General features: G+C 39.3%; 20 protein-coding genes and 1 other RNA gene. 15 read left to right on the top strand and 6 right to left on the bottom strand.

Features of this window, described 5'->3' with window-relative positions; all coding sequences use genetic code 11:
- The first annotated feature begins 3 nt into the window (after positions 1–3).
- The 10 genes from coaE (at position 4) to VJ937_RS10290 (ending at position 6,618) form a co-directional block, all read left to right on the top strand.
- A complete protein-coding gene (gene coaE, locus VJ937_RS10245) occupies positions 4–594 on the top strand; it encodes a dephospho-CoA kinase (protein WP_324066801.1) in 591 nt (196 codons plus the stop codon).
- Entirely contained in the window at positions 587–1,306 is a 720-nt protein-coding gene (locus tag VJ937_RS10250) for a TerB family tellurite resistance protein (protein WP_324066802.1), read from the top strand. Before coaE ends, VJ937_RS10250 begins: the two co-directional genes overlap by 8 nt.
- A gap of 89 nt (positions 1,307–1,395) precedes the next feature.
- A complete protein-coding gene (locus tag VJ937_RS10255; protein ID WP_324066803.1) occupies positions 1,396–1,845 on the top strand; it encodes a DUF5606 domain-containing protein in 450 nt (149 codons plus the stop codon).
- Between the two features lie 105 nt (positions 1,846–1,950).
- The gene (locus VJ937_RS10260; protein WP_057954726.1) at positions 1,951–2,265 is read left to right on the top strand and encodes a NifB/NifX family molybdenum-iron cluster-binding protein; all 315 of its coding nucleotides are present in this window, start codon (positions 1,951–1,953) and stop codon (positions 2,263–2,265) included.
- 15 nt (positions 2,266–2,280) lie between these two features.
- On the top strand, positions 2,281–2,502 hold the full coding sequence (locus VJ937_RS10265; RefSeq protein ID WP_324066805.1) for a DUF5320 domain-containing protein: 222 nt from the start codon (positions 2,281–2,283) through the stop codon (positions 2,500–2,502).
- Positions 2,503–2,647: 145 nt separating this feature from the next.
- Positions 2,648–3,508 (top strand): damage-control phosphatase ARMT1 family protein, encoded by an 861-nt coding sequence (locus tag VJ937_RS10270; protein ID WP_324066806.1) that lies wholly within the window; start codon positions 2,648–2,650, stop codon positions 3,506–3,508.
- Positions 3,509–3,548: 40 nt separating this feature from the next.
- The gene (locus tag VJ937_RS10275; RefSeq protein ID WP_324066807.1) at positions 3,549–4,418 is read left to right on the top strand and encodes an ATP-binding protein; all 870 of its coding nucleotides are present in this window, start codon (positions 3,549–3,551) and stop codon (positions 4,416–4,418) included.
- A 1-nt stretch (position 4,419) separates the two neighbouring features.
- Positions 4,420–5,325 (top strand): ATP-binding protein, encoded by a 906-nt coding sequence (locus VJ937_RS10280; protein WP_324066808.1) that lies wholly within the window; start codon positions 4,420–4,422, stop codon positions 5,323–5,325.
- A complete protein-coding gene (locus tag VJ937_RS10285) occupies positions 5,294–6,019 on the top strand; it encodes a DUF4405 domain-containing protein (protein WP_324066809.1) in 726 nt (241 codons plus the stop codon). The genes VJ937_RS10280 and VJ937_RS10285 overlap by 32 nt, the downstream gene beginning before the upstream one ends.
- A gap of 167 nt (positions 6,020–6,186) precedes the next feature.
- Positions 6,187–6,618, top strand: coding sequence for an OsmC family protein (locus tag VJ937_RS10290; protein ID WP_324066810.1), 432 nt, complete (start codon positions 6,187–6,189; stop codon positions 6,616–6,618).
- A gap of 59 nt (positions 6,619–6,677) precedes the next feature.
- On the opposite strand, the gene VJ937_RS10295 is transcribed toward VJ937_RS10290, so the two are convergent.
- Positions 6,678–7,181, bottom strand: a complete 504-nt coding sequence (locus VJ937_RS10295; protein WP_324066811.1) for a hypothetical protein — start codon at positions 7,179–7,181, stop codon at positions 6,678–6,680.
- A 225-nt stretch (positions 7,182–7,406) separates the two neighbouring features.
- On the opposite strand from VJ937_RS10295, the gene VJ937_RS10300 reads away from it, so the two are divergent.
- Complete coding sequence (locus VJ937_RS10300) at positions 7,407–8,120, top strand: DUF5020 family protein (RefSeq protein WP_324066812.1); 714 nt, start codon at positions 7,407–7,409, stop codon at positions 8,118–8,120.
- 15 nt (positions 8,121–8,135) lie between these two features.
- Here the strand turns inward: VJ937_RS10300 and VJ937_RS10305 are convergent, their stop codons facing one another.
- Together VJ937_RS10305 and VJ937_RS10310 are read right to left on the bottom strand one after the other, a co-directional pair.
- A complete protein-coding gene (locus tag VJ937_RS10305; RefSeq protein WP_324066813.1) occupies positions 8,136–10,499 on the bottom strand; it encodes a cache domain-containing protein in 2,364 nt (787 codons plus the stop codon).
- Positions 10,500–10,655: 156 nt separating this feature from the next.
- Complete coding sequence (locus VJ937_RS10310) at positions 10,656–11,852, bottom strand: S-adenosylmethionine:tRNA ribosyltransferase-isomerase (RefSeq protein ID WP_324066814.1); 1,197 nt, start codon at positions 11,850–11,852, stop codon at positions 10,656–10,658.
- A gap of 269 nt (positions 11,853–12,121) precedes the next feature.
- Between VJ937_RS10310 and VJ937_RS10315 the strand changes: the two genes are divergently transcribed.
- From VJ937_RS10315 to rnpB, 4 genes are all read left to right on the top strand, one after another.
- Positions 12,122–13,003, top strand: coding sequence for a KilA-N domain-containing protein (locus VJ937_RS10315; RefSeq protein ID WP_324066815.1), 882 nt, complete (start codon positions 12,122–12,124; stop codon positions 13,001–13,003).
- A gap of 52 nt (positions 13,004–13,055) precedes the next feature.
- Entirely contained in the window at positions 13,056–14,114 is a 1,059-nt protein-coding gene (locus tag VJ937_RS10320) for a Smr/MutS family protein (RefSeq protein WP_324066816.1), read from the top strand.
- 12 nt (positions 14,115–14,126) lie between these two features.
- Positions 14,127–14,531: a bacteriohemerythrin gene (locus VJ937_RS10325; protein ID WP_324066817.1), complete on the top strand. Its 405-nt coding sequence runs from the start codon at positions 14,127–14,129 to the stop codon at positions 14,529–14,531.
- Between the two features lie 18 nt (positions 14,532–14,549).
- Positions 14,550–14,910: RNase P RNA component class A (gene rnpB / locus VJ937_RS10330), an RNA gene on the top strand.
- Positions 14,911–15,039: 129 nt separating this feature from the next.
- On the opposite strand, the gene VJ937_RS10335 is transcribed toward rnpB, so the two are convergent.
- Genes VJ937_RS10335 through VJ937_RS10345 form a run of 3 tightly spaced genes read right to left on the bottom strand, consistent with a single transcriptional unit; the run spans position 15,040 to position 19,271 of the window.
- Complete coding sequence (locus tag VJ937_RS10335; RefSeq protein ID WP_324066818.1) at positions 15,040–16,230, bottom strand: tetratricopeptide repeat protein; 1,191 nt, start codon at positions 16,228–16,230, stop codon at positions 15,040–15,042.
- Positions 16,231–16,240: 10 nt separating this feature from the next.
- Positions 16,241–18,817 carry a gliding motility-associated C-terminal domain-containing protein gene (locus VJ937_RS10340; RefSeq protein ID WP_324066819.1) on the bottom strand — a complete coding sequence of 859 codons (2,577 nt, stop codon included), beginning with the start codon at positions 18,815–18,817 and terminating at the stop codon, positions 16,241–16,243.
- Positions 18,807–19,271: a DUF6702 family protein gene (locus VJ937_RS10345; RefSeq protein WP_324066820.1), complete on the bottom strand. Its 465-nt coding sequence runs from the start codon at positions 19,269–19,271 to the stop codon at positions 18,807–18,809. The genes VJ937_RS10340 and VJ937_RS10345 overlap by 11 nt, the downstream gene beginning before the upstream one ends.
- Positions 19,272–19,392 lie beyond the last annotated feature (121 nt).

The raw sequence follows: 19,392 nt of genomic DNA on the forward strand, positions 1-19,392 counted from the left end.
TACATGTTAAAAATAGGTCTCACCGGAGGAATAGGTTCTGGCAAAAGCTTGGTAGCCAGGGTATTTGAAGAACTATTCGAAATTCCCGTATTTTATGCCGATCATGTCGCAAAAAATTTGATGAGCACAGACAATAACCTACAGGAAAACATAATTCAATTATTGGGAAATGAAAGTTACACAGCAAACGGAACGCTCAATAAACCTTTTGTGGCAAAAAAAATATTTAATAACCCCGAATTACGCACTGAACTAAATAAGCAGGTCCACAAAAAAGTAAGAGACACATTTAATATATGGGTTTCCAAACAAAAAACCGGCTACATCCTGCATGAAGCAGCCATATTAATTGAAAGCGGTTTTCATAAACAAATGGACCAAATTATTAATGTGGTAGCAAACGAAAATATAAGAATCGAACGAATCCGCAAACGTGACAAATTGTCAAAGGAACAGATTTTGCAAAGAATGGAAGCGCAACTCGGAGACGAAGAGCGTAATAATTATGCTGATTTCATAATTATAAATGATAACAAAAACAGTATAACGTCGCAGGTAAAAAAAATACATTTAAAACTTTTAGCTCATGGGTAAATTTGGGAAATGGATTGCAGGCGGACTTGGATGGGCTCTCTTTGGTCCCCTGGGAGGTATTGTAGGATTTGTTGCAGGAGCCTACCTGGAAAAAGAAGCTGAACCATCGCAAAAAGGCCGAAGGGCAACCACAACTGGCGGATACGCCATGACACTACTCGTGCTTACTGCAGCCGTAATGAAAGCCGATGGTAAAGTACTTAAGTCAGAACTCGATTACGTAAAAAGATATTTCATGCAGGCATTTGGCGCCGATGCAGCATCAGAAGCGCTGCGCATGCTCAGAGATATATTAAAGCAGAACATTCCGCTTAATGAAGTTTGCGCCCAAATCGAGGCCAACATGGATTATGCTTCGCGTACCCAATTGCTACATTTCTTATATGGAATTGCCCAGGCCGATGGTCAAATTGACAAATCTGAGCAAAAAGTGATAGATGAAATCGGGTATCGCATTGGCGTATCAGCCGGAGACATTGGCTCTGTAAGGTCTATGTTTGTTAAAAATACAAACTGGGCATACGATGTATTGGACGTTAAGTCTGATGCATCAAACGAAGAGGTAAAAAAAGCCTATCGGAAAATGGCTGTCAAATACCACCCGGATAAGGTTTCTCATTTGGGAAAAGATTTCCAGCAAAAGGCAAAAGATAAGTTTCAAAAACTTTCGGAAGCTTATGAGACTATTAAGAAAGAGCGCAATATGAATTAGCAAAAAGAAAACACAAAACTTTTTGAAAAATTTGATTCCTACAAACCATCATAATTCTATCTTTGTCGCACAAAATAAAAGCTACTATTATGTTAAAAGATATTTTAGCCATTACCGGTGAGCCCGGATTGTACAAGTTAGTGTCGAAGACACCAAAAGGTGTAATTGTTGAAAATATTGAAACAGGGAGAAGAATGCCATTTTACGCGGCTGCTAAAATTAGTGCCCTCGAAGATATTGCAATTTTCACTGAAGATGATGATTTACCTTTGAAAGATGTTTTCAAGGCCATTAGTGATAAAGAAAATGGTGGCCCGTCCATCAATCATAAATCTTCAAAAAATGAACTTATTTCATACTTCCAGGAAGTAATTCCTGATTATGATGAGGATAGAGTTTATCCTAACCACATTAAAAAGGTAATTAACTGGTACAATTTGCTGCAAAAACACGACATGCTTGACTTTAGTGAACCAGAATCTGAAGAGGAACAAAAAGAAAACGAAACCGGAGAATCAAATGAGGATAACCAAAAATAATATATAACCAGGGTTATGAAAAAAACTGTCTTTTCATGAGACAGTTTTTTTATATAAATTTTTTAATTGAACATATGTTCATTATATTTGTATAAAATTTACAATATGATAACTGCAATTACAGCAAAAGACAAAAACACGACAGCTCACCTTGATGAGCGTTTTGGACGTTGCCCATATTTCGCCATATACGATCATAATACGGGCAAAACTGAGTTTATCGAAAATCCTTACAGAGATGATCAGGGTGGCGTAGGCACACGGGTAGTAGAGCTTTTGGCCAACAAAGAAGTAACCCAGGTGGTTGCTACAGAATTTGGACCTAAAGCACAAGCACTATTAGAACAATTAAAAATTCAAATGATTGTACCAGCCGATCAAAGCCAAACGGTTGAACATATCATAAACAATATGAATTAAAAAAAGGAGGTAATTATGCCAGGCTTAAATCATAGAGGACCGGAAGGAGAAGGTCCAAGAACAGGCAGAGGCCTTGGAAACTGTGGCAAACCTGCAGAATCTCAGGCAAATACTGAAACAACATCCAGAGACACATTTCAGCCAGGCCGAGGACGAGGACTGGGACGCAGAAAGCCTGCAGGCCGCGGAAGAGGCTTAGGCAGAGGCTTACGTAACGGCCGCGGAAGAAATATTTAACAGAATAAAAAGCTGCTCCCCGAACATTTCAATATCAAAGCGTAATTTGCTGGCAGAGCAAGATACGCTATATTTGGTTCACACACACTAAATTCATTTCATAGTTGATTATTTCACTGGGAGCAGCTTTTTTTAAAGGTTCCATATGCAAACAGACTGCTTTTTTTGTCACCTGCGAACACTTGAGAAACAAATTAAAAAATTTGCCCCGCCTGAAGATGTAAGAAAACAGCTTGTGGGCGAATTTATTGATAAATATACCGGACTGCAGAAACAATACAATCCGTATGCTGCTGCTGCGATACACGCCATGATTCGCAAATACCTTAAAGTAGAGGATCCGTACGAATCAGAAAAGGCTGAAAGTAACCGCAAAGCGCTTGAAATAGTAAAGGAATGGCGTAAAAACCTAGACCAAACCTCATACAAAGCATATCAGGCCATAAAATTGGCATTGGCAGCCAACATCATTGATTTTGGTCCCGGACATAAATTCGATATTGCCATTGATATAGGTAAATTACAAAAACAGGAGCTTGCCATTGATGATTCCAGCTCCTTATTCAATAGCATTAAAAACAATACTAAAGTGCTCTATCTGGCCGATAATGCCGGAGAAATAGTTTTCGATAAACTATTTCTGGAACAAATCGCCTATGCAGATATTACGGTCGCCGTAAGGGGTTTTCCGGTGATTAACGATGCTACCATGAAAGATGCCAGTATTGCCGGCCTGCAAGATTTAGCTAAAGTTATTCATAACGGAAACGATGCCCCTTCTACTCTGCTCGACCGCTGCAGTGCCGAATTCATGAATGCATATCGCGAAGCTGATGTTATTATTGCCAAAGGTCAGGGTAATTTCGAGGGACTGATGTTTGAAAAAGATCCTAGAATTTATTTTGCGCTGGTGACAAAATGCGAAGTGATTGCGAACTTTATAGGTATTGAAAAAAACAAAACGGCATTACTTAACAGTAGGCGCATTGACAAAACAAAAAAGTAAGCTTAATAAATAAGCAAGCACCCAAAAAAAACATAAAAAAGTGAAAAGAATAGTTGTCGCAAGCGGAAAAGGAGGCACAGGTAAAACTACCATTTCAGCGGGCTTACAATATACTGCCCCGCAATATTATGGTAAGCCAGCTACTTTAATGGATTTTGATGTGGAGGAACCAAACGATCATTTGTTCTTTAATAACCTCGATCTTCTAAAATCATCTGCAGTAACTTTACCAGTGCCTGTCATCAATAAAGAAAAATGCACCTATTGCGGAAAATGCAAGGAGGCCTGTGCATTTAATGCCATCACGCTCATACCAAAAGCAGGGATTGCCGAAATTTCAACAGATTTGTGCCATTCGTGCGGAGCCTGTCTTGTAGTTTGTAAAGATGATGCACTTGATGAGCTATTCCATCCCATTGGAGAGGTAAACACATTTGGTAAAGATCAAACCATTATTCTGAAAGAGGGTAGACTGGAGGTAGGCCTACCACACCAAACAGCTGTAATTCGCGATATGAAAAAGCGCCATTTACCCGATACTGATCTGGCCATTTTTGATGCCCCTCCCGGAACCAGCTGCCCTGTGGTAACAACTTTGGAAGACGCTGATTATGTAATTGTGGTAGCCGAGCCATCACCATTTGGACTTAATGATCTGAAATTGCTTGTAGAAGTAATAAAAGACATCAAACTTCCCTTTGGTGTAGTAATCAATAAAGCCGGTACTGGCAACAATGATATGGAGGACTACCTTAAAAAAGAAAAAATCGAGATTGTAAGCAAAATACCTTTTAATCGCGAAATTGCAGAAGCCTATTCCAATGCATCAATTCAGGAAATAGCAGCACATAAAGAGATGGACAAACACCTTAAACATATTTGGAACCATATAAAGAAAAAAACAGCCTGAGATGAGAGAAATTACTGTGATAAGTGGTAAAGGAGGAGCCGGAAAAACCACCATTACCGGAGCGCTGACAAGTTTATTGAATAAACCGGTAATTACAGACTGCGATGTAGACGCAGCAGACCTTTATCTTTTACTTCAACCTGAAGTACAGGAAACCCACACATTTCCGGGTGGCGCCAAAGCTATTATAAATCAGCAACTATGCGTTAATTGCCGGAAATGCATAAATCATTGCCGTTTCGATGCCTTACACTACAACGAAGATGGTGTGCTTGCTGTAAATGATTATAAGTGCGAAGGATGCGGATTATGTAAAAATATTTGTCCGGCAAATGCCATTGAAATGGTGCAGGAATTCAGCAATAGATGGTATGTCTCAACCACCCGCTATGGAAGCATGATTCATGCCCACATGAAACCAGGAGAAGAAAATTCAGGCAAACTTGTAACCAAACTCAGAGATGCAGCGCGCAAAAAGGCCGATGAAAACCAGGCTTCCTTTATAATAAACGATGGACCTCCTGGAATTGGTTGTGCTGCCATTGCATCTGTTACAGGAACCGATATGGTGGTTATGGTAATTGAAGCTTCTAAAAGTGGTTTTCACGATTTTAAGCGGGCACAAACACTGGTCGACAGCTTTAAAACGCCAATAGTAGCTGTTATAAACAAACACGACATTAATAAAACCCTAACAGCTGAAATAGAAAAATTTCTTGGTGAACTCAACATCCCCCTACTTGCTAAAATCCCTTTTGATAAAAACCTGGTGGATGCTACAACACAAGCCCTCACATATCCTGAATATCAGCCCGATGACGCTATAACTGAATCATTGAGAAATATAGTTACATATTTGCAAAAACCTGAAAACTATGAAAAAAAACAAGCTCAATCTGCTTCTTGATGCCGTTCTTCTGCTACTGACAGCAGGACTTGCAGGGGGTGGTTTTTTGGTTTATTATGTACTTGTTCCCGGACGTGAAGCCAAAGCAATTTACGGACATTATGCAGAACTTAAATTTTGGGGTCTCAGCCGTTTCGAATGGGCCGATATCCATTTAATTCTATGTTTTATATTTTTAGCAGTACTATTTTTGCATATAGTATTGCATTGGAAAATGCTCATCAACATGATGAAAACATGTTTTCGCCGAACGCGGTATCATCGTCCCATTATTTTTTTACTCATTTTCTTTACACTCGGCATCATGATCTTGCCATTTTTCATACAACCTGAAATTCAAGGACGCATGCCTGAATCATCCTTACATTTATTAGATGAACAAATCAGAATAGCACCTGAACAACCTGTGCAAAAACAAAATCATTATCCCGGGCAACAAATAAAGAAATCACAATCGTCTACCCTTTCAGCTGTAGAAGGACACGAACAAGAAGTCGATATCGATGTAAATGGCAGACAAACATTAAGAGAAGCCTGTATTCAACATGGTATATCACCAAAAGATTTATGCAGTGCATTACATATACCTGACGATGCCAAAAATGAACGATTAGGTAGAATTAAAAGAAAACACAACTTAACAATGTCTCACATTAAAGAGGTAATCTTACAACTAAAGTTAACAAACGAATAATAAAATAGAAATTAAGCCCTCTAAACCAATTTATTACAAACATATTTTATTTTACGGCATAATTGCTGCCCAACATATATACAGATGCTTTAGAACATAAGTTCAGAATCTGAAGTGGTACATTTTTAGCCATATATAGAATGATTTAATTATTAAAATATACTATTATGGCTATATCAAAAGTAAAAGTTAACGGTAAAGTAAATGACGGTTTTCGCACCGAAATAGGATGCTCACACAATTTTATTATCGATCAACCTAAAGCCATGGGTGGCAACGACGAGGGAGCCAACCCAATGGAAATTTTCCTGGCATCATTACCTGCATGTATTTGTGCAATTGGACGCATCATTGCAAACCAGAAACGTCTTGATGTACGCAGCATTGATGTAGATGTTGAAGGTTCAATCGATAAAGATTTTTTACTCGGTAAGACTGAAGATGGACGCGCCGGATTTACTGAAATCGTAACAAATGTTAAAGTAGATGCAGATATGACGCAGGAAGAAAAAGAAGCATTTGTAGAAGAAATTGAGCGTCGCTGCCCAATTGCAGACAACATTGTTACTCAAAGTACTTTAAAAACAATAGTAAACTAGTTTTCTCATAGTAAGAAAAAGGGAGGCATCCTTCGTGGGCGCCTCCCTTTTTATATTGTTTAAAAAGTTAGCCTCAACCCCACTCCATCAGAGCCTGCAGCTATAGAAATTTTATCGATAAAAGGTTTGTGATTCAGGCTCGCAGATAACTCTTCCTCGTTGTATACCTCAATGGCTTCATGTATTTTTTTATTACCGGTCGAGTAAATAGGGATACTAATTAATACTATTCCTCCGCCAATTCCTGCAATATACCACTTCGGATCTTCTGCTCCACCCAGCGCTGATCCAACTGTGTAGCCAATTAATGCGGCTCCCACGGCAGAAATTATTGTACTGGTTTTTTGCAGTTTTTCTCCTTCAATAGCCAAATTATAAGCCTCTCCATTTTCACTAAGCATATTAAATGCCTCACCTCTGCTTATACTCCACACACCTTTATAATATTTATTGCCAAAAAAACCAGATTCAAGTTTGAGCTTGTCATCTTTTTTCTGTCCGTATGATTCATTAATAAGCCCCGAGGCAAGTAAAACAATTAGTATAAATACAACTTTTCTCATAGCATAACAAGTATTAATTCGTCGACGAATATACAAGTTTGTGCCTTTTTTTCAAACAAGGATGCAAAAAAACAATAAATAATTCCTTATATGATACTAAGTAATAAATTTCTGCAATAAACTCTAACTAAATTTTAATGGTATATCAAATGGTTTTTTTATTACCAGCAAAGATCAATTTTGCTATTTTTGCCCCGATCTCCTGTAACATATAAAAACACGAAAATGAAAAAAATTCTGCTCCTATCGGTTTCATTGTTTAGCTTAGCGGTTTTAAGTGGCCAAAACCTTCAATTGCACTACGATTTTACAGATGCAAATTCTGAAAATATCAAAGGACGCAATTACATGACCGCTACATTCGAAATGTTTAAACCAGACAGCGTAGGCTCCACATTCTGGTTCATAGATATAGATTTCAGTGGTCCGCATAGCGAACCGGCTTTGGCATATGTGGAATTTATGCGCGATCTTAAATTTTGGGATTTTCCGGTTGCGCTCCATGCAGAGTACAATGGCGGACTAATACACAACATTGACAATAGTAATTTTGGTAGCCCGCTAGAACATATTGGCATTGTAGGCCCTTCAGCTGCGTTTTCTTTTGCAGGTATCGGTTTTAGCACTTATGCAGGATTCCGGTTTGGACACAAACCTGAAGAAGGCCCTGATTTTCAGTGGACATTTACCTGGTTTAAAAATCTTGCAGACAACAAGATATCGCTTACCGGTTTTTTCGACATCTGGACACAGGATGATTACAACGCCCCGGCACAACCGGATGGTAAAAAACTGGTTATCATTACAGAACCACAAATTTGGTACAACATTGCACCGTGGTTGTCTGCTGGCGGAGAGATAGAAATTTCGCATAATTTCATTCCCGGATCAAAAAAACTTGAAGTATTTCCTACGCTGGGCGCCAAATATACATTTTAAATAGAAATAATACGCTTAAAGTTTTTGTCTCAACTGCTTATGAGCAGGCAAACTCACTACAAAAGAGCTGCCCTCGTTGGGGTGGCTCTTTACTTTTAGTGTGCCATCTAAATAAGTAATAAATTCCTGGCAAATTAATAAACCAAGCCCCGTACCCGACTCTTTGTTTGTGCCAGGTGAAGACTCCACTCTTTGTCCACTGTTTATTTTTTCAACCATGGCTGAAGGCATACCTATACCAGAATCGATTACAATTAGTTTAATTGTATTATCGTCTGACCAACGAGCACTGACTTCTACCTTACCACCCGGTTCGGTAAATTTTATACCATTGGCTACCAGGTTTTGTATGATTATGCGTAATAAAGAGGTATCGCTATGGAGCGTCAACCCGGCCTCAATTTCATTGATAAGTTTAATATTTTTCTGTGCTGCCAGCGGTGAAAGTATTTTAACTATCTCACTGGTTAACAAATACAACTCAACCACCGTAAAGTAAAGCTTTATTTTACCCGATTGCGCCCGGGCCCAGCTTAACAGATTGGTTAGCATGGTATGCATTGACTTTGATGAATTGTGAATGTGTTGTAAATACCTGCGGCGCTTATCAGCATTAAGCTTCTCTTCGTTGGACAACAAAATATTTGAAAACCCAATTATGGTGTTAAACGGACCATGCAAATCATGTGATACAACCGAAAGGATTTTATCTTTAGTTGCATTTGATTCTGCAAGGTGTTTTTGGTTCTGATAAATTGGCGTAATGTCGAATCCGGCTAAAATAGTTTCACCACCAGGTGTATTAAAACAGGCCCAGTTATGCCATTTGTCACCTTGTGATGTTTTAATATTAATTTCACGAAAATTACCATCGCATTTAGGCAGTGCAGAAATAAAATCTTTATTGGTTTTATTATTAGGTAAGTATCGCAATAGCGCTCTTTTTTCAATTTTTTTATGGCTTTTAATATTAAATTCCCTGTTAAATTCCTTATTGCAAAATTTAATATTCAAATCATTATCAAACACCAACAACATCACCGGTAGATTCTCGAAAATGGTACGGAATCGTATTTCGCTCTCTTTCAGCTGTGCTTCAGCTTCTTTTTTATGCTCTATAATTTCATTGATTGGAGGCAGTATATTCTGAAGGTCAACAAGTGAATAGTCATCAGCATTCATCTTTTTACCGCTTTTCACTGCAATTCTCAACTTAGAAATAAATGTTTCAAGGTTTGAATGAATTATTCTGGCATTGCGTTGAGCCATATAAAAGATCAGAACCAAGACAATAAGAATCAATAACAAACCTAATCCTCCTTTTCTTATCATTCTTTTGTAAAGCAGCTCGCGTTCTCTGGCAATATTTTCTTCAATTACATCAATATATACACCTGCACCAATCATCCATTGCCACTCATCTACTCCTTTTATGAACGAAATCTTTGGCGCAATTTTATCTGTACCCGGCTTAAGCCAATGGTAGCGGATAAAACCACCTCCGGGTTTATTCACTGCCTTCCATTCCTCCTGAATTACTTTTACACCATAGGGATCGGTTAGTTCCCAAATGGTATCGCCTTCGCTATATTTTTTAGAATCGATTACCACAGCCACACCGGTATAGGTATTAACAAATACATACCCGTATTCGCCAAATCTTGTGCGCTTTATCCGCATTTTTATATCATCCTGAATATCTTTACGAACATCTATCAGATAGTCACCACAGCCGACATAAATACCCAATGGTTTAAAAACTTTGATAAATGAGGTTTTAGCAAACATTTTTGTACTATCGGCATAAGGTTTACGCCAATAACCTTTCACAAAGCCTTCCCCCTGTTCTTTTGCTATTTTTATTTCATCCTTTATTACATAATTGCCTCTGGCATCCTGCAAATCTATAAGGTTTTCACCCTCAAATTCAGGCCTTACAGGGTATAATTCTTCAACACCGTTCAAACTCACTAAAAAATAATATCCCCGTCCATTATTAAACCGGACAGGCCTCAAAGCTTGTTTTACCAAATGGAGAATTTCCCGTTTGGTATGGGTTTCATGGTTCTTATTATAAATATTATTGATTATACTCCAGGCTTCGTAGGTGCGCTCTTTGAGGTTATTGCGCATTCGTTTCTCCATAAAAAGCCTTGTGAAATGAATGTAATCTATTACCTTTTCTACCTCTGCCTTTACCAATTCTTTTTTGCTTTCCAAACCCTCTTCACGGGCCTTTTCTGCATCTTTATTGAACTCTCTGACTTCAAAAAATATAAATATGGCCGCTACAGTGAAACCAATTGAGATACTAACTATCAAATTATTTCTAAAAGAGATAGCAGTTAACGACTTGCTCTTTGTCTTTTTACGAATCATAAACAGTAATAAGTCTTAACTATTTCAATTGGTTTAGGGTGAAAATACAACTCTTTATTTATATAAACAAGGCAAAATCACCTGTTTTCAAAAAATAACAACACATAAAACTAAAACATAAAGGTAATTCGCACGTCAACCTGTTAATTATTTGACCTACAGCTTAATCAGGCAACTGTCGCCATAACTCAAAAACCGGTAATTATTATTAAGTGCATGCTGATACATTTTTTGCCATTCATCACCTATAAATGAGGCCAGCAGTAATAAAAGCGTACTCTTTGGCTGATGAAAATTGGTTAACAATAAATCTACCACACGATGCTCATAACCGGGGACAATAATAATTCTGGTATTACCTGTAATGTAATCAAGCCTGAAACGGTCCATATATTCCAATATGGCCTTTAATGCCTCTTGTGTTGTACTGCTGCCAACCTCTTTATATGGCTCCCACTGCTCGACATTAAAGAAATGTTCCTGATTTGGTTTGTTATTCAGAATTTGTACCCCGATCCAGTAAAGACTCTCCAAAGTGCGCACCGTAGTGGTACCAACGGCAAGCACGTTGTGCTTATTATCAACTAAAGATGCTATTGTTGCCCTGTCCACATGGATGTACTCCTCGTGCATCTGATGACGCCTGACATTATCATGATCAACTGGTCTGAATGTACCTGCGCTTACATGTAAGGTTACTTCATGCAGGGGTATGTGCTGTGCTTTTAATTGTTGAAAAACCTCAGGCGTAAAGTGCAAGCCTGCAGTTGGTGCCGCTACTGATCCATCGATTTTACTATAAGTAGTTTGGTATGTGGATTTGTCTTCTTCTTCTGCAGCACGATTTAAATATGGCGGAATAGGCACATTGCCTGCCTCTTCGAGTATTTCTGCAAAACTAAAGTCGGTTTTCCATGTAAATTCCACTACCACGTATTCAGGTGTTTTCTCTATCATGGAAGCTTCGAGCCCAATTTTATCGTACCCTTTTAGTTTTAAAACACCTGATTTCCACTTTTTCAGATTTCCAACAAGGCATTTCCACTGGCAACGCTTGCGGGTAGTAAGGTTCATGGAATAATCTGCAGGATCGTGGGGCTCCAGGCAAAAAATTTCGATTTGTGCCCCCGTAATTTTCTCAAACGGTAAACGGGCATATAGAACTTTGGTATTATTAAAAAACATCCTGGTATGCCGTGGAAGAAGTTCTGGAAGTTCACTAAAAATGTGATCCTCAATGGCGCCTTTATTGTAGACAAGTAATTTCGAGGCATCGCGTTTTTTTAGCGGATATTTGGCAATGCGCTCTGCCGGAAGCTCATAGTTGTATTTATTTATGTCAATATCTTTCATTTGCTCACTATTCAAAACAAAATACTTACTTTTGTGAAAATTTTGGGCCACAAAGATAAGCAAACAAGCATAATTTTAACCTTTATGAACAAACCTATTCTTTTTTGTTTATAATTAGTGGCAACAATAAAAGATCAATATCCTATAACAAGGTTTCATTTTTAAGTTTGCGGATACTAATTATGTTGGTGTTTATTGCTGGGTGATAAGCCACATTTACTAATTACCTTTAAAAATGATTATATTTGTTAGTTACTAAAATCATCGATATGAGTAACACAAAATTAAATGTTAATGAAATTGAGATTGTGCTCTATAAACATAATAAAGAAGAATATATTTCATTAACTGATATGGCAAAATATCGCGACTCAGAAAGGACAAATTATATTATCCAGAACTGGATGAGAACGCGTAATACAATTGATTTTCTAGGACTTTGGGAAAATTTAAATAATCCAAATTTTAATAGCATCGAATTCGATGCGTTTAGAAATGAAGCAGGTTCAAATAGTTTTACATTAACCCCCAAAAAATGGATAGAATCAACCAATGCCATAGGAATAACATCAAAATCCGGCAGATATGGTGGAACTTATGCACACAAAGATATAGCATTTGAATTTGCCTCATGGATAAGTCCTACTTTCAAACTTTATTTGATAACTGAATATCAAAGATTAAAAGAGATTGAAACTAACCAATATAATCTTGAGTGGAATGTCAAAAGAATTTTGACTAAAACTAACTACCATATTCACACTGATGCAATAAAAAATTATTTTATTCCTGAAAAGAACTATGAAAAAGGCACTGAGTGGATTGGCTATGCAGAAGAAGCTGACCTATTAAATGTAGCATTGTTTAATTGTACCGGGAAAGATTGGCGGGAAGCAAACCCTGAAATTGCTAAGAAAAATATGAATATACGTGATATAGCGAGTATAAATGAATTAGCAATACTATCAAATTTGGAAACATTAAACGCTGAGATGATAAAGGAAAAAATTGAAAAAACTGAACGGTTTAAAAAATTGAAAAAAATTGCAGAATATCAATTATCGGTTCTTAACGAAAAAGATTTTATGAAATCAATTAAAAAAATGAACGATGAAATCTATATCCAGGAAAGGAAGAAACGAAAGGAATAAGCAAAAAAACGCCAACATACAATAAAGTGAAGTAGCATAAAAAGGAAGAAAAATGAAGTATAAAAAAGGAGATAAAGTGCGGTTTTTGAATGCCGTGGGAGAAGGAGTAGTGACAAAAACAACAGCCGATGGAACTGTTTTTGTATTGGATGAAACCGGGTTTGAAAACCCTGCTGAGCAGGATGAACTAATTTTAATTAGCGAATACCAGGAACCGGAAGCTGCCAATCAGGAAACAGAAGCACCTGCACAAGCATCAGGCACACCAGATTTTTACCCGGAAGTTTCAACCATAGCAGGTAACGAAGAGGCCAAAGCATTTTTTGCCATGGTACCTCAACCCGGACGCGATGCCACGGACGCCGATCTGGAAACGTACCTGATTAACGACAGCAACTACATCCTGTTTTACAACCTGGTTGAAGTAACCAAGGCGCAATCAAGAGGTATAGACGCAGGCATTGTTGAACCGAACACAAAAGTTTCACTTTTTACGCTGCTCAGGCAGGAGATCGGAAAATCCGGCGATTATATTTTTCAGGTGATTTTTTACAATGAAGGTATATACAAGCCTGTACCGCCCTTGGAGAAAAAAATTGTAATCAGTCCGATAAAGCTTTACAAGGAGCAAACTTTTAAAGAGAATGATTTCTTTCATGAGAAATCGTTGATTTTTGACCTTGTTGCAGCTGAAAAGCCGGAAAATGAAGCCCCCGAAATGGGCACTGAGGAGAAAAAAAAGCTCAAAGAGCTTGAAAAAATGATGCAATCGAAGAAGAAAGCTGATGCACGACCAAGAAATACAGTCAAAAAAATTGAACCCGAGGAGAAGCGAGAGATTGATTTGCACATCAATGAGCTTATTGATAACACAACCGGGCTCGACAATAGCGAGATTTTAGCCATTCAGATGGATAAATTCAAGTCTGAGATGGAACAGGCCATAAAGGACGGTATAAAACGTATTGTTTTTATACATGGCATTGGCAATGGCACACTGAAAAATGAGTTGCGCAAAACCCTCACCCAGCAATATTCAAAGTATGTCTTTCATGATGCATCATTTAAAGAATATGGCTTTGGGGCGACACTGGTAGTATTAAAGAACTAAAAACATAAAAACATGGCACTTTTTGAATGGGAACCAAGGTATAGCGTTCATATTGACGAATTTGACGAACATCATCAGCAACTATTGGCTTTATTAAGAAAACTGCACCAAAGTATGCTCGACGGTCAGGGAAAGCAGGTTGTGGGCAGCATCCTTGATGATTTAAAGTCCTACACTCAGTATCATTTTAGAGCTGAAGAAGAAAAAATGGAGCTTCATGGTTATCCGAAAATAGCAGAGCATAAAAACCAGCATAAGAAATTAATTGATCAGCTCGAAGATTTGATAAAAGATTACAAGGCCGACAAACGACAAATAACCACTGATACGTACCGTTTTTTAAATAATTGGCTTACCAACCATATTATGAGTGCAGATAAACAATACACTGCTTTTTTTAAGGCCAAAGGCATGTAAAAAATATTTTAAAAAAAATCAGCAAGCCGTTCTATCGCGCTTTGCTTATGCAAAGTGAGGAAAGTCCGGGCAGCAAAGGGCACTGTGCTTCCTAACCGGAAGATATTCGCAAGGGGATGAAAGTGCAGAAGAAAATAACCGCCCCGATTCGTCGGGGTAAGGGTGAGAAGGTGAGGTAAGAGCTCACCAGGGCTGTAGGCGACTGCAGCTGCTGTGCACTCCGCAGGCTGTAAAACCATGTAAACCAACACTTGAGGGTTGCCCGCCCGATGTTGGAGGGTAGGTTGCTAGAGGTTGCCAGCGATGGCAATCCCAGATAAATGATAGAAACTCCTGCGCTGCAGGAGCACAGAACCCGGCTTACAGGCTTGCTGTTTAGCCATGTAAAGCCCGCTTCCCGGCGGGCTTTTATGTTTTTTGCCGGGGCTATAACTATAATACATGGATACGCTGATATTAGAATTCGTTAATGCCGGAAGCTATGTAACACAAAAGGAGTCAATAAATATCACCTGCACCACTCACTGAGTTTTTTGTCTGCTTCCAGTGCACCCAGGTCAAGGGCTTTTTGTAAATCGCGGCAGCTTCCTTTTTTGTTGCCTGTGTGATGGCGGCAAATGGCACGACCATAGTACAAAGCAGCTTTTTGGGGCCAAAAGTCCAGGCACATGGCATAGTCTTTTTCTGCCTGTGCATAAACTTTACAGCTCTGATAAATTTGTGCCCGTAAAAAATAGAGTTCCGGGTTATATTTTTGCTTTGCAATAGCTTTGTTTATATATGGCAGCGCTTTCATGCAGCTTCCTGTACGGTAAACCATTAATGCGTATTTGTGGAGCGCTTCTGGTTTACCAGGATAAGCTGTTAAATATTTTTCTGCATATTTATATCCCTCCTGGTACTTTTCGAGTGTTTTACAAACCTCAATGCCTGGCAGGTAAAAATCTGGTTGATAGGGATCAATATCAATGGCGCGACTGATGCTTTTCAATGCTTTTCTTTCCCGCCCAAGTTTATGTAATATTTTGGCCTGTAGTGCATAGAATGCAGCCTCATCGTCCTCCTCATCGATGGCGCGATCGATATCCTCAAGTGCCGACTTTGTAAAACCCTGCTCAAAGAGCAGTTTGCTGCGATAAAACCAGGGCATTTCGCGGTACGAACGGTCTTCGATCAATTCATCGAGCAGGGTAATCGCCAGGTCATAATTTTGCACCTCCAGTTCTCTTTTGGCCATGGCCAGCTTAATGTCATAACTTTTATAATGGTCGCCTTTCCAGATGCTGTCCCATTCGGGCATTTTCTTTAACCTGTCGAAAGCCGTATCGGTTCTTATGGCTGCCCGTGGCGGCTTATGCCGACTTTCAAGTAATTTGGTTAACATTTCAAAGGCCTTATCATTGTCACCTTTAACAGCATGGTAGCGCATCAAATAGTGCAATTTTGTACCAGTGTGAAGATATCCATCCAACTGTTCAGCCAACTGGTACATTTCATCAAATCGTCCGGTAAGCCAGGCCAATTCTAATTTTCGTTTCATCACCCAATCATCATCATTTTCTGTTTGCGCGAACAATCCCCGGGCAGCCTCATAATTTCCCTGGTTGTATAACCCCTGGGCTCTCAACAAAACCGTATCTGCCTGTGCAAATACCAGCTGGTTAACAAAAATAGTGATCAATAATGCGGTTATTCTCATTTATTATTTTCTATTTGGTATGATACACATGCACAAAGCCAACTTTATAGCGCTCTTCCAACCCGGAAATGCGTTTTTCTTTCAAATTACAAATATAATAATACACCCCGCTGGGTACAGGTTTACCTGTATGTTTATCGCGCCCGTACCACAAAATGCGTGGGTCAGTAGTTTCAAAAACCAGGTTGCCCCAACGGTTAAAAATCTGAATTTCTGCTTCAGCAATAGTTTTTAAAATAATATCGTCTGATGCTTTGGGCCTGAACACATCATTCAAGCCATCGTTATTGGTGGTAATTACATTGGGTAAATCATAATAGTCGCATGAATCGATGCACACTTTCGCTGAAAACGCACTTCTATTTCCTGCGGAATCAATAGCCTTTGCTGAATAACAGCCACTTACCGATAATTCGGGTGTATGGCGATACATCGTTGTGTCGGGATAAGGAAATTTCCGGAGCATTGACAAAGGTTTATCTGTGCGCGATGCATAATAAAGTTCCACATCTACAACTTCTGCATCGGTGCTTTGCCAGGTTATTTCATTATAAAAAGCATCACAATTGGCCTCCACGTTTATTAAGGGTGCTTCTGGCGGCACTGTATCAACCGGTATACCTCTGGCTATTTGTGAAAAATTGACAATCGGATACACAAAACCACTTTCGGTATAATTACCCGTGGATTTTACCCGGTAATAAAAGGGCTCATCATTGGGTAGGTTTTCATGTAAGAAAGTAAGCGTATCAACTTCGGCAAGCAAAATCTCATTCTGACCATCGACCTGATAAAATGCATAGGTATGGTTAATCCACGGTACATTTTTCTCTACTGTAAGCGCTACGCGATTATCAGCACCGTAGGTTTTCAAATGCAAAGAGCTGGCCACCATTGGTTGAGCAACAAGACCATTCGTATTATGCAGTTCGACTTTGTAGCTGTATGCATTTGCAGCCGTATTCATCCCACTATCAAGCAAAAGCGTATCATTTAAGCCGCTTAATGTGGCTATTGGTGTAGGCTCGAAACTGCTTCCCCACAGGGCTGGTGACCGGAAAATCTTGTAATTATAAGGTCCCGGATGCTCCAACGTGTCAATTTCAGTGGGTTTACTCCAGGCAAGGTATATTTTACCATTTAGGGTGTCGGTATTTTCTATGCTCACATTGGTAATAACAGGCACTCCCCTCACCAGGGTTTCGCAGCCTTCGGCAGAGGCATAGCCCGGGGCATCGTTGTAGCGAGGAACTATTCGGTAGCAATACTGAAAACCCTGTAAAAGGCCTTCTCCCCCTTCATTATCGGTAAATGCAGTGATGGCTGAATCTAAACTGGCAATTTTTTCATACCCACTACCCTGGGGTATACCTGTTACGCATGGATCAAACAGCCATTGATAACTTTGTGTTTTTCGATATAGATCGTAACCAGTAACGTCACACGAAGGGGAGAACCAGTTTAGCTCAATACTATTGTTCGTAGGGGTAACAGATGTAAATTGTGTCGCCGGTCCATTTACCCATACCTGAATATGATGCAGGTCGGCCAGCGGAATATCTTCATCCTGATCTTCGGCCTTTATCACGAGTAAATAAGGCTGACGACGAATATGGCTGCAATCTGTACCCCATTTAATTTGGCCATAGATCGTATCTGCTACTGTTCCTGTAGTTGTATATGTTGCCGGATTATCAACTTCAAATGCACCACCCAACGGGGTAAGTACCAGATCGTCTCCATCGGGATCGTACCCTTTTATATCGATGGTTACCGAATCGCCTGCTTCGACGCATATCTGCTGCTCAGACAAAAGCTCAGGCGGCATATTATCTGTTTCGTACACCTCAATTTGTAAGTCGCGGGTTATTTGCCCTATTTTAACGCCCTCACGCCACTCTTCAATGAGAATGGCCACATTAAATACCCCCAGTTCTGTAGGTTTATCCCAAACCAAATCTCCTGTAGTTTCATTCATGGCGATATCATCAGGAAAGGTAAAACCCTCGATGGGCTGGCCGTTTTCGCCGGTACATGGAGTAAGCTTGTATGCCAGGCTGTCGCCATCAGGATCCCACGCAGCCGGGTTGTGTATAAACAAACGGTTCAGGGCCGCTTTGTCGACAGGCGGACTCAACAACTGAGGTGTACTATTGGGGCCAAGTGCCGGGTTGATCTGCATGATGGTTTTAATGGAAAACACCACGGTAACACTATTGGGAATATTAGATACACCTTCGTTACGATTGGGGTCTTCAACAACCAGTTCATAGGTGCCCGGTCCAGGAAAAGTATGGGTGGTGATGTAGGTATTTTTGCGGTAATAATCGGGTAAATCAATCATCTCGACCCGGTCTACCATGGCTGTGGTATTATCGCCAAAGGCTATTTCAAGCACAGGACGGTCCACGGGTGGCCAGCCAGATGTTGTGGGTTGTGTATTGGTAAAAGTGGTGATGGTAATTTCATAAGTAAATTCGTCGATTTGCACATAAGTAATCTCCCCTGCCCTGTTGTGTGTGGCCCATGCACCGGTTAATAAAAACCAGAAACTAAAAATAGTTAATATGAAACGTTTATTCCACATGGGCACAAGTTTTACGAGACGATAACCGGTAGCCATCCTCCTGGTCGATTAAATTCACAATCAACAAATTGGTTTGATCATTAAAGAGTTCATAGAATATGCTGCAACAGACGTCAAACGCCACATCAGAATCAATTGTTGCAGTGTATTTAAAAATGGTTACATCCCTTCGGGGTCCAACCTCCAATAACTCCAGTGACACTTCACTACCCGACTGGGTCACATCAAACCGACTATCGATGTATTGGCTGGCATCTTTTACTGCATCAACATTGTCATAATTCATTTTAAAGTCACTATTGGAATTGTGTATAAGCGCATTTTCCAAATCATCGGTAAATACTTTTACATTAATTGTAACCTGTCCTGCTTCAGTGGCATTAAAATGAATCACACCCAAATGCAGGGGATGAAAAAACATTAACGATATGACAAAACTCAGGATGTTAAGCATGCGTAAATTTACTATCTTGCAACCCGAAAACAAAAGCTTTAATTACAAAATGTTTGATACTTATTTTATACTTGGATTGGAACACATTGCCAATCTTAAGGGTTACGATCATATTATTTTC

It is taken from the genome of Salinivirga sp., from assembly GCF_035268865.1.
Taxonomy (GTDB): domain Bacteria; phylum Bacteroidota; class Bacteroidia; order Bacteroidales; family Salinivirgaceae; genus Salinivirga.

What these genes read in the sequence shown, in the direction of transcription:
- coaE (WP_324066801.1), top strand. Translation starts at nt 4, where the DNA reads ATGTTAAAAATAGGTCTCACCGGAGGAATAGGTTCTGGCAAAAGCTTG.
- VJ937_RS10250 (WP_324066802.1), top strand. Translation starts at nt 587, where the DNA reads ATGGGTAAATTTGGGAAATGGATTGCAGGCGGACTTGGATGGGCTCTC.
- VJ937_RS10255 (WP_324066803.1), top strand. Translation starts at nt 1,396, where the DNA reads ATGTTAAAAGATATTTTAGCCATTACCGGTGAGCCCGGATTGTACAAG.
- VJ937_RS10260 (WP_057954726.1), top strand. Translation starts at nt 1,951, where the DNA reads ATGATAACTGCAATTACAGCAAAAGACAAAAACACGACAGCTCACCTT.
- VJ937_RS10265 (WP_324066805.1), top strand. Translation starts at nt 2,281, where the DNA reads ATGCCAGGCTTAAATCATAGAGGACCGGAAGGAGAAGGTCCAAGAACA.
- VJ937_RS10270 (WP_324066806.1), top strand. Translation starts at nt 2,648, where the DNA reads ATGCAAACAGACTGCTTTTTTTGTCACCTGCGAACACTTGAGAAACAA.
- VJ937_RS10280 (WP_324066808.1), top strand. Translation starts at nt 4,420, where the DNA reads ATGAGAGAAATTACTGTGATAAGTGGTAAAGGAGGAGCCGGAAAAACC.
- VJ937_RS10285 (WP_324066809.1), top strand. Translation starts at nt 5,294, where the DNA reads ATGAAAAAAAACAAGCTCAATCTGCTTCTTGATGCCGTTCTTCTGCTA.
- VJ937_RS10290 (WP_324066810.1), top strand. Translation starts at nt 6,187, where the DNA reads ATGGCTATATCAAAAGTAAAAGTTAACGGTAAAGTAAATGACGGTTTT.
- VJ937_RS10295 (WP_324066811.1), bottom strand. Translation starts at nt 7,181, where the DNA reads ATGAGAAAAGTTGTATTTATACTAATTGTTTTACTTGCCTCGGGGCTT.
- VJ937_RS10300 (WP_324066812.1), top strand. Translation starts at nt 7,407, where the DNA reads ATGAAAAAAATTCTGCTCCTATCGGTTTCATTGTTTAGCTTAGCGGTT.
- VJ937_RS10305 (WP_324066813.1), bottom strand. Translation starts at nt 10,499, where the DNA reads ATGATTCGTAAAAAGACAAAGAGCAAGTCGTTAACTGCTATCTCTTTT.
- VJ937_RS10310 (WP_324066814.1), bottom strand. Translation starts at nt 11,852, where the DNA reads ATGAAAGATATTGACATAAATAAATACAACTATGAGCTTCCGGCAGAG.
- VJ937_RS10315 (WP_324066815.1), top strand. Translation starts at nt 12,122, where the DNA reads ATGAGTAACACAAAATTAAATGTTAATGAAATTGAGATTGTGCTCTAT.
- VJ937_RS10320 (WP_324066816.1), top strand. Translation starts at nt 13,056, where the DNA reads ATGAAGTATAAAAAAGGAGATAAAGTGCGGTTTTTGAATGCCGTGGGA.
- VJ937_RS10325 (WP_324066817.1), top strand. Translation starts at nt 14,127, where the DNA reads ATGGCACTTTTTGAATGGGAACCAAGGTATAGCGTTCATATTGACGAA.
- VJ937_RS10335 (WP_324066818.1), bottom strand. Translation starts at nt 16,230, where the DNA reads ATGAGAATAACCGCATTATTGATCACTATTTTTGTTAACCAGCTGGTA.
- VJ937_RS10340 (WP_324066819.1), bottom strand. Translation starts at nt 18,817, where the DNA reads ATGTGGAATAAACGTTTCATATTAACTATTTTTAGTTTCTGGTTTTTA.
- VJ937_RS10345 (WP_324066820.1), bottom strand. Translation starts at nt 19,271, where the DNA reads ATGCTTAACATCCTGAGTTTTGTCATATCGTTAATGTTTTTTCATCCC.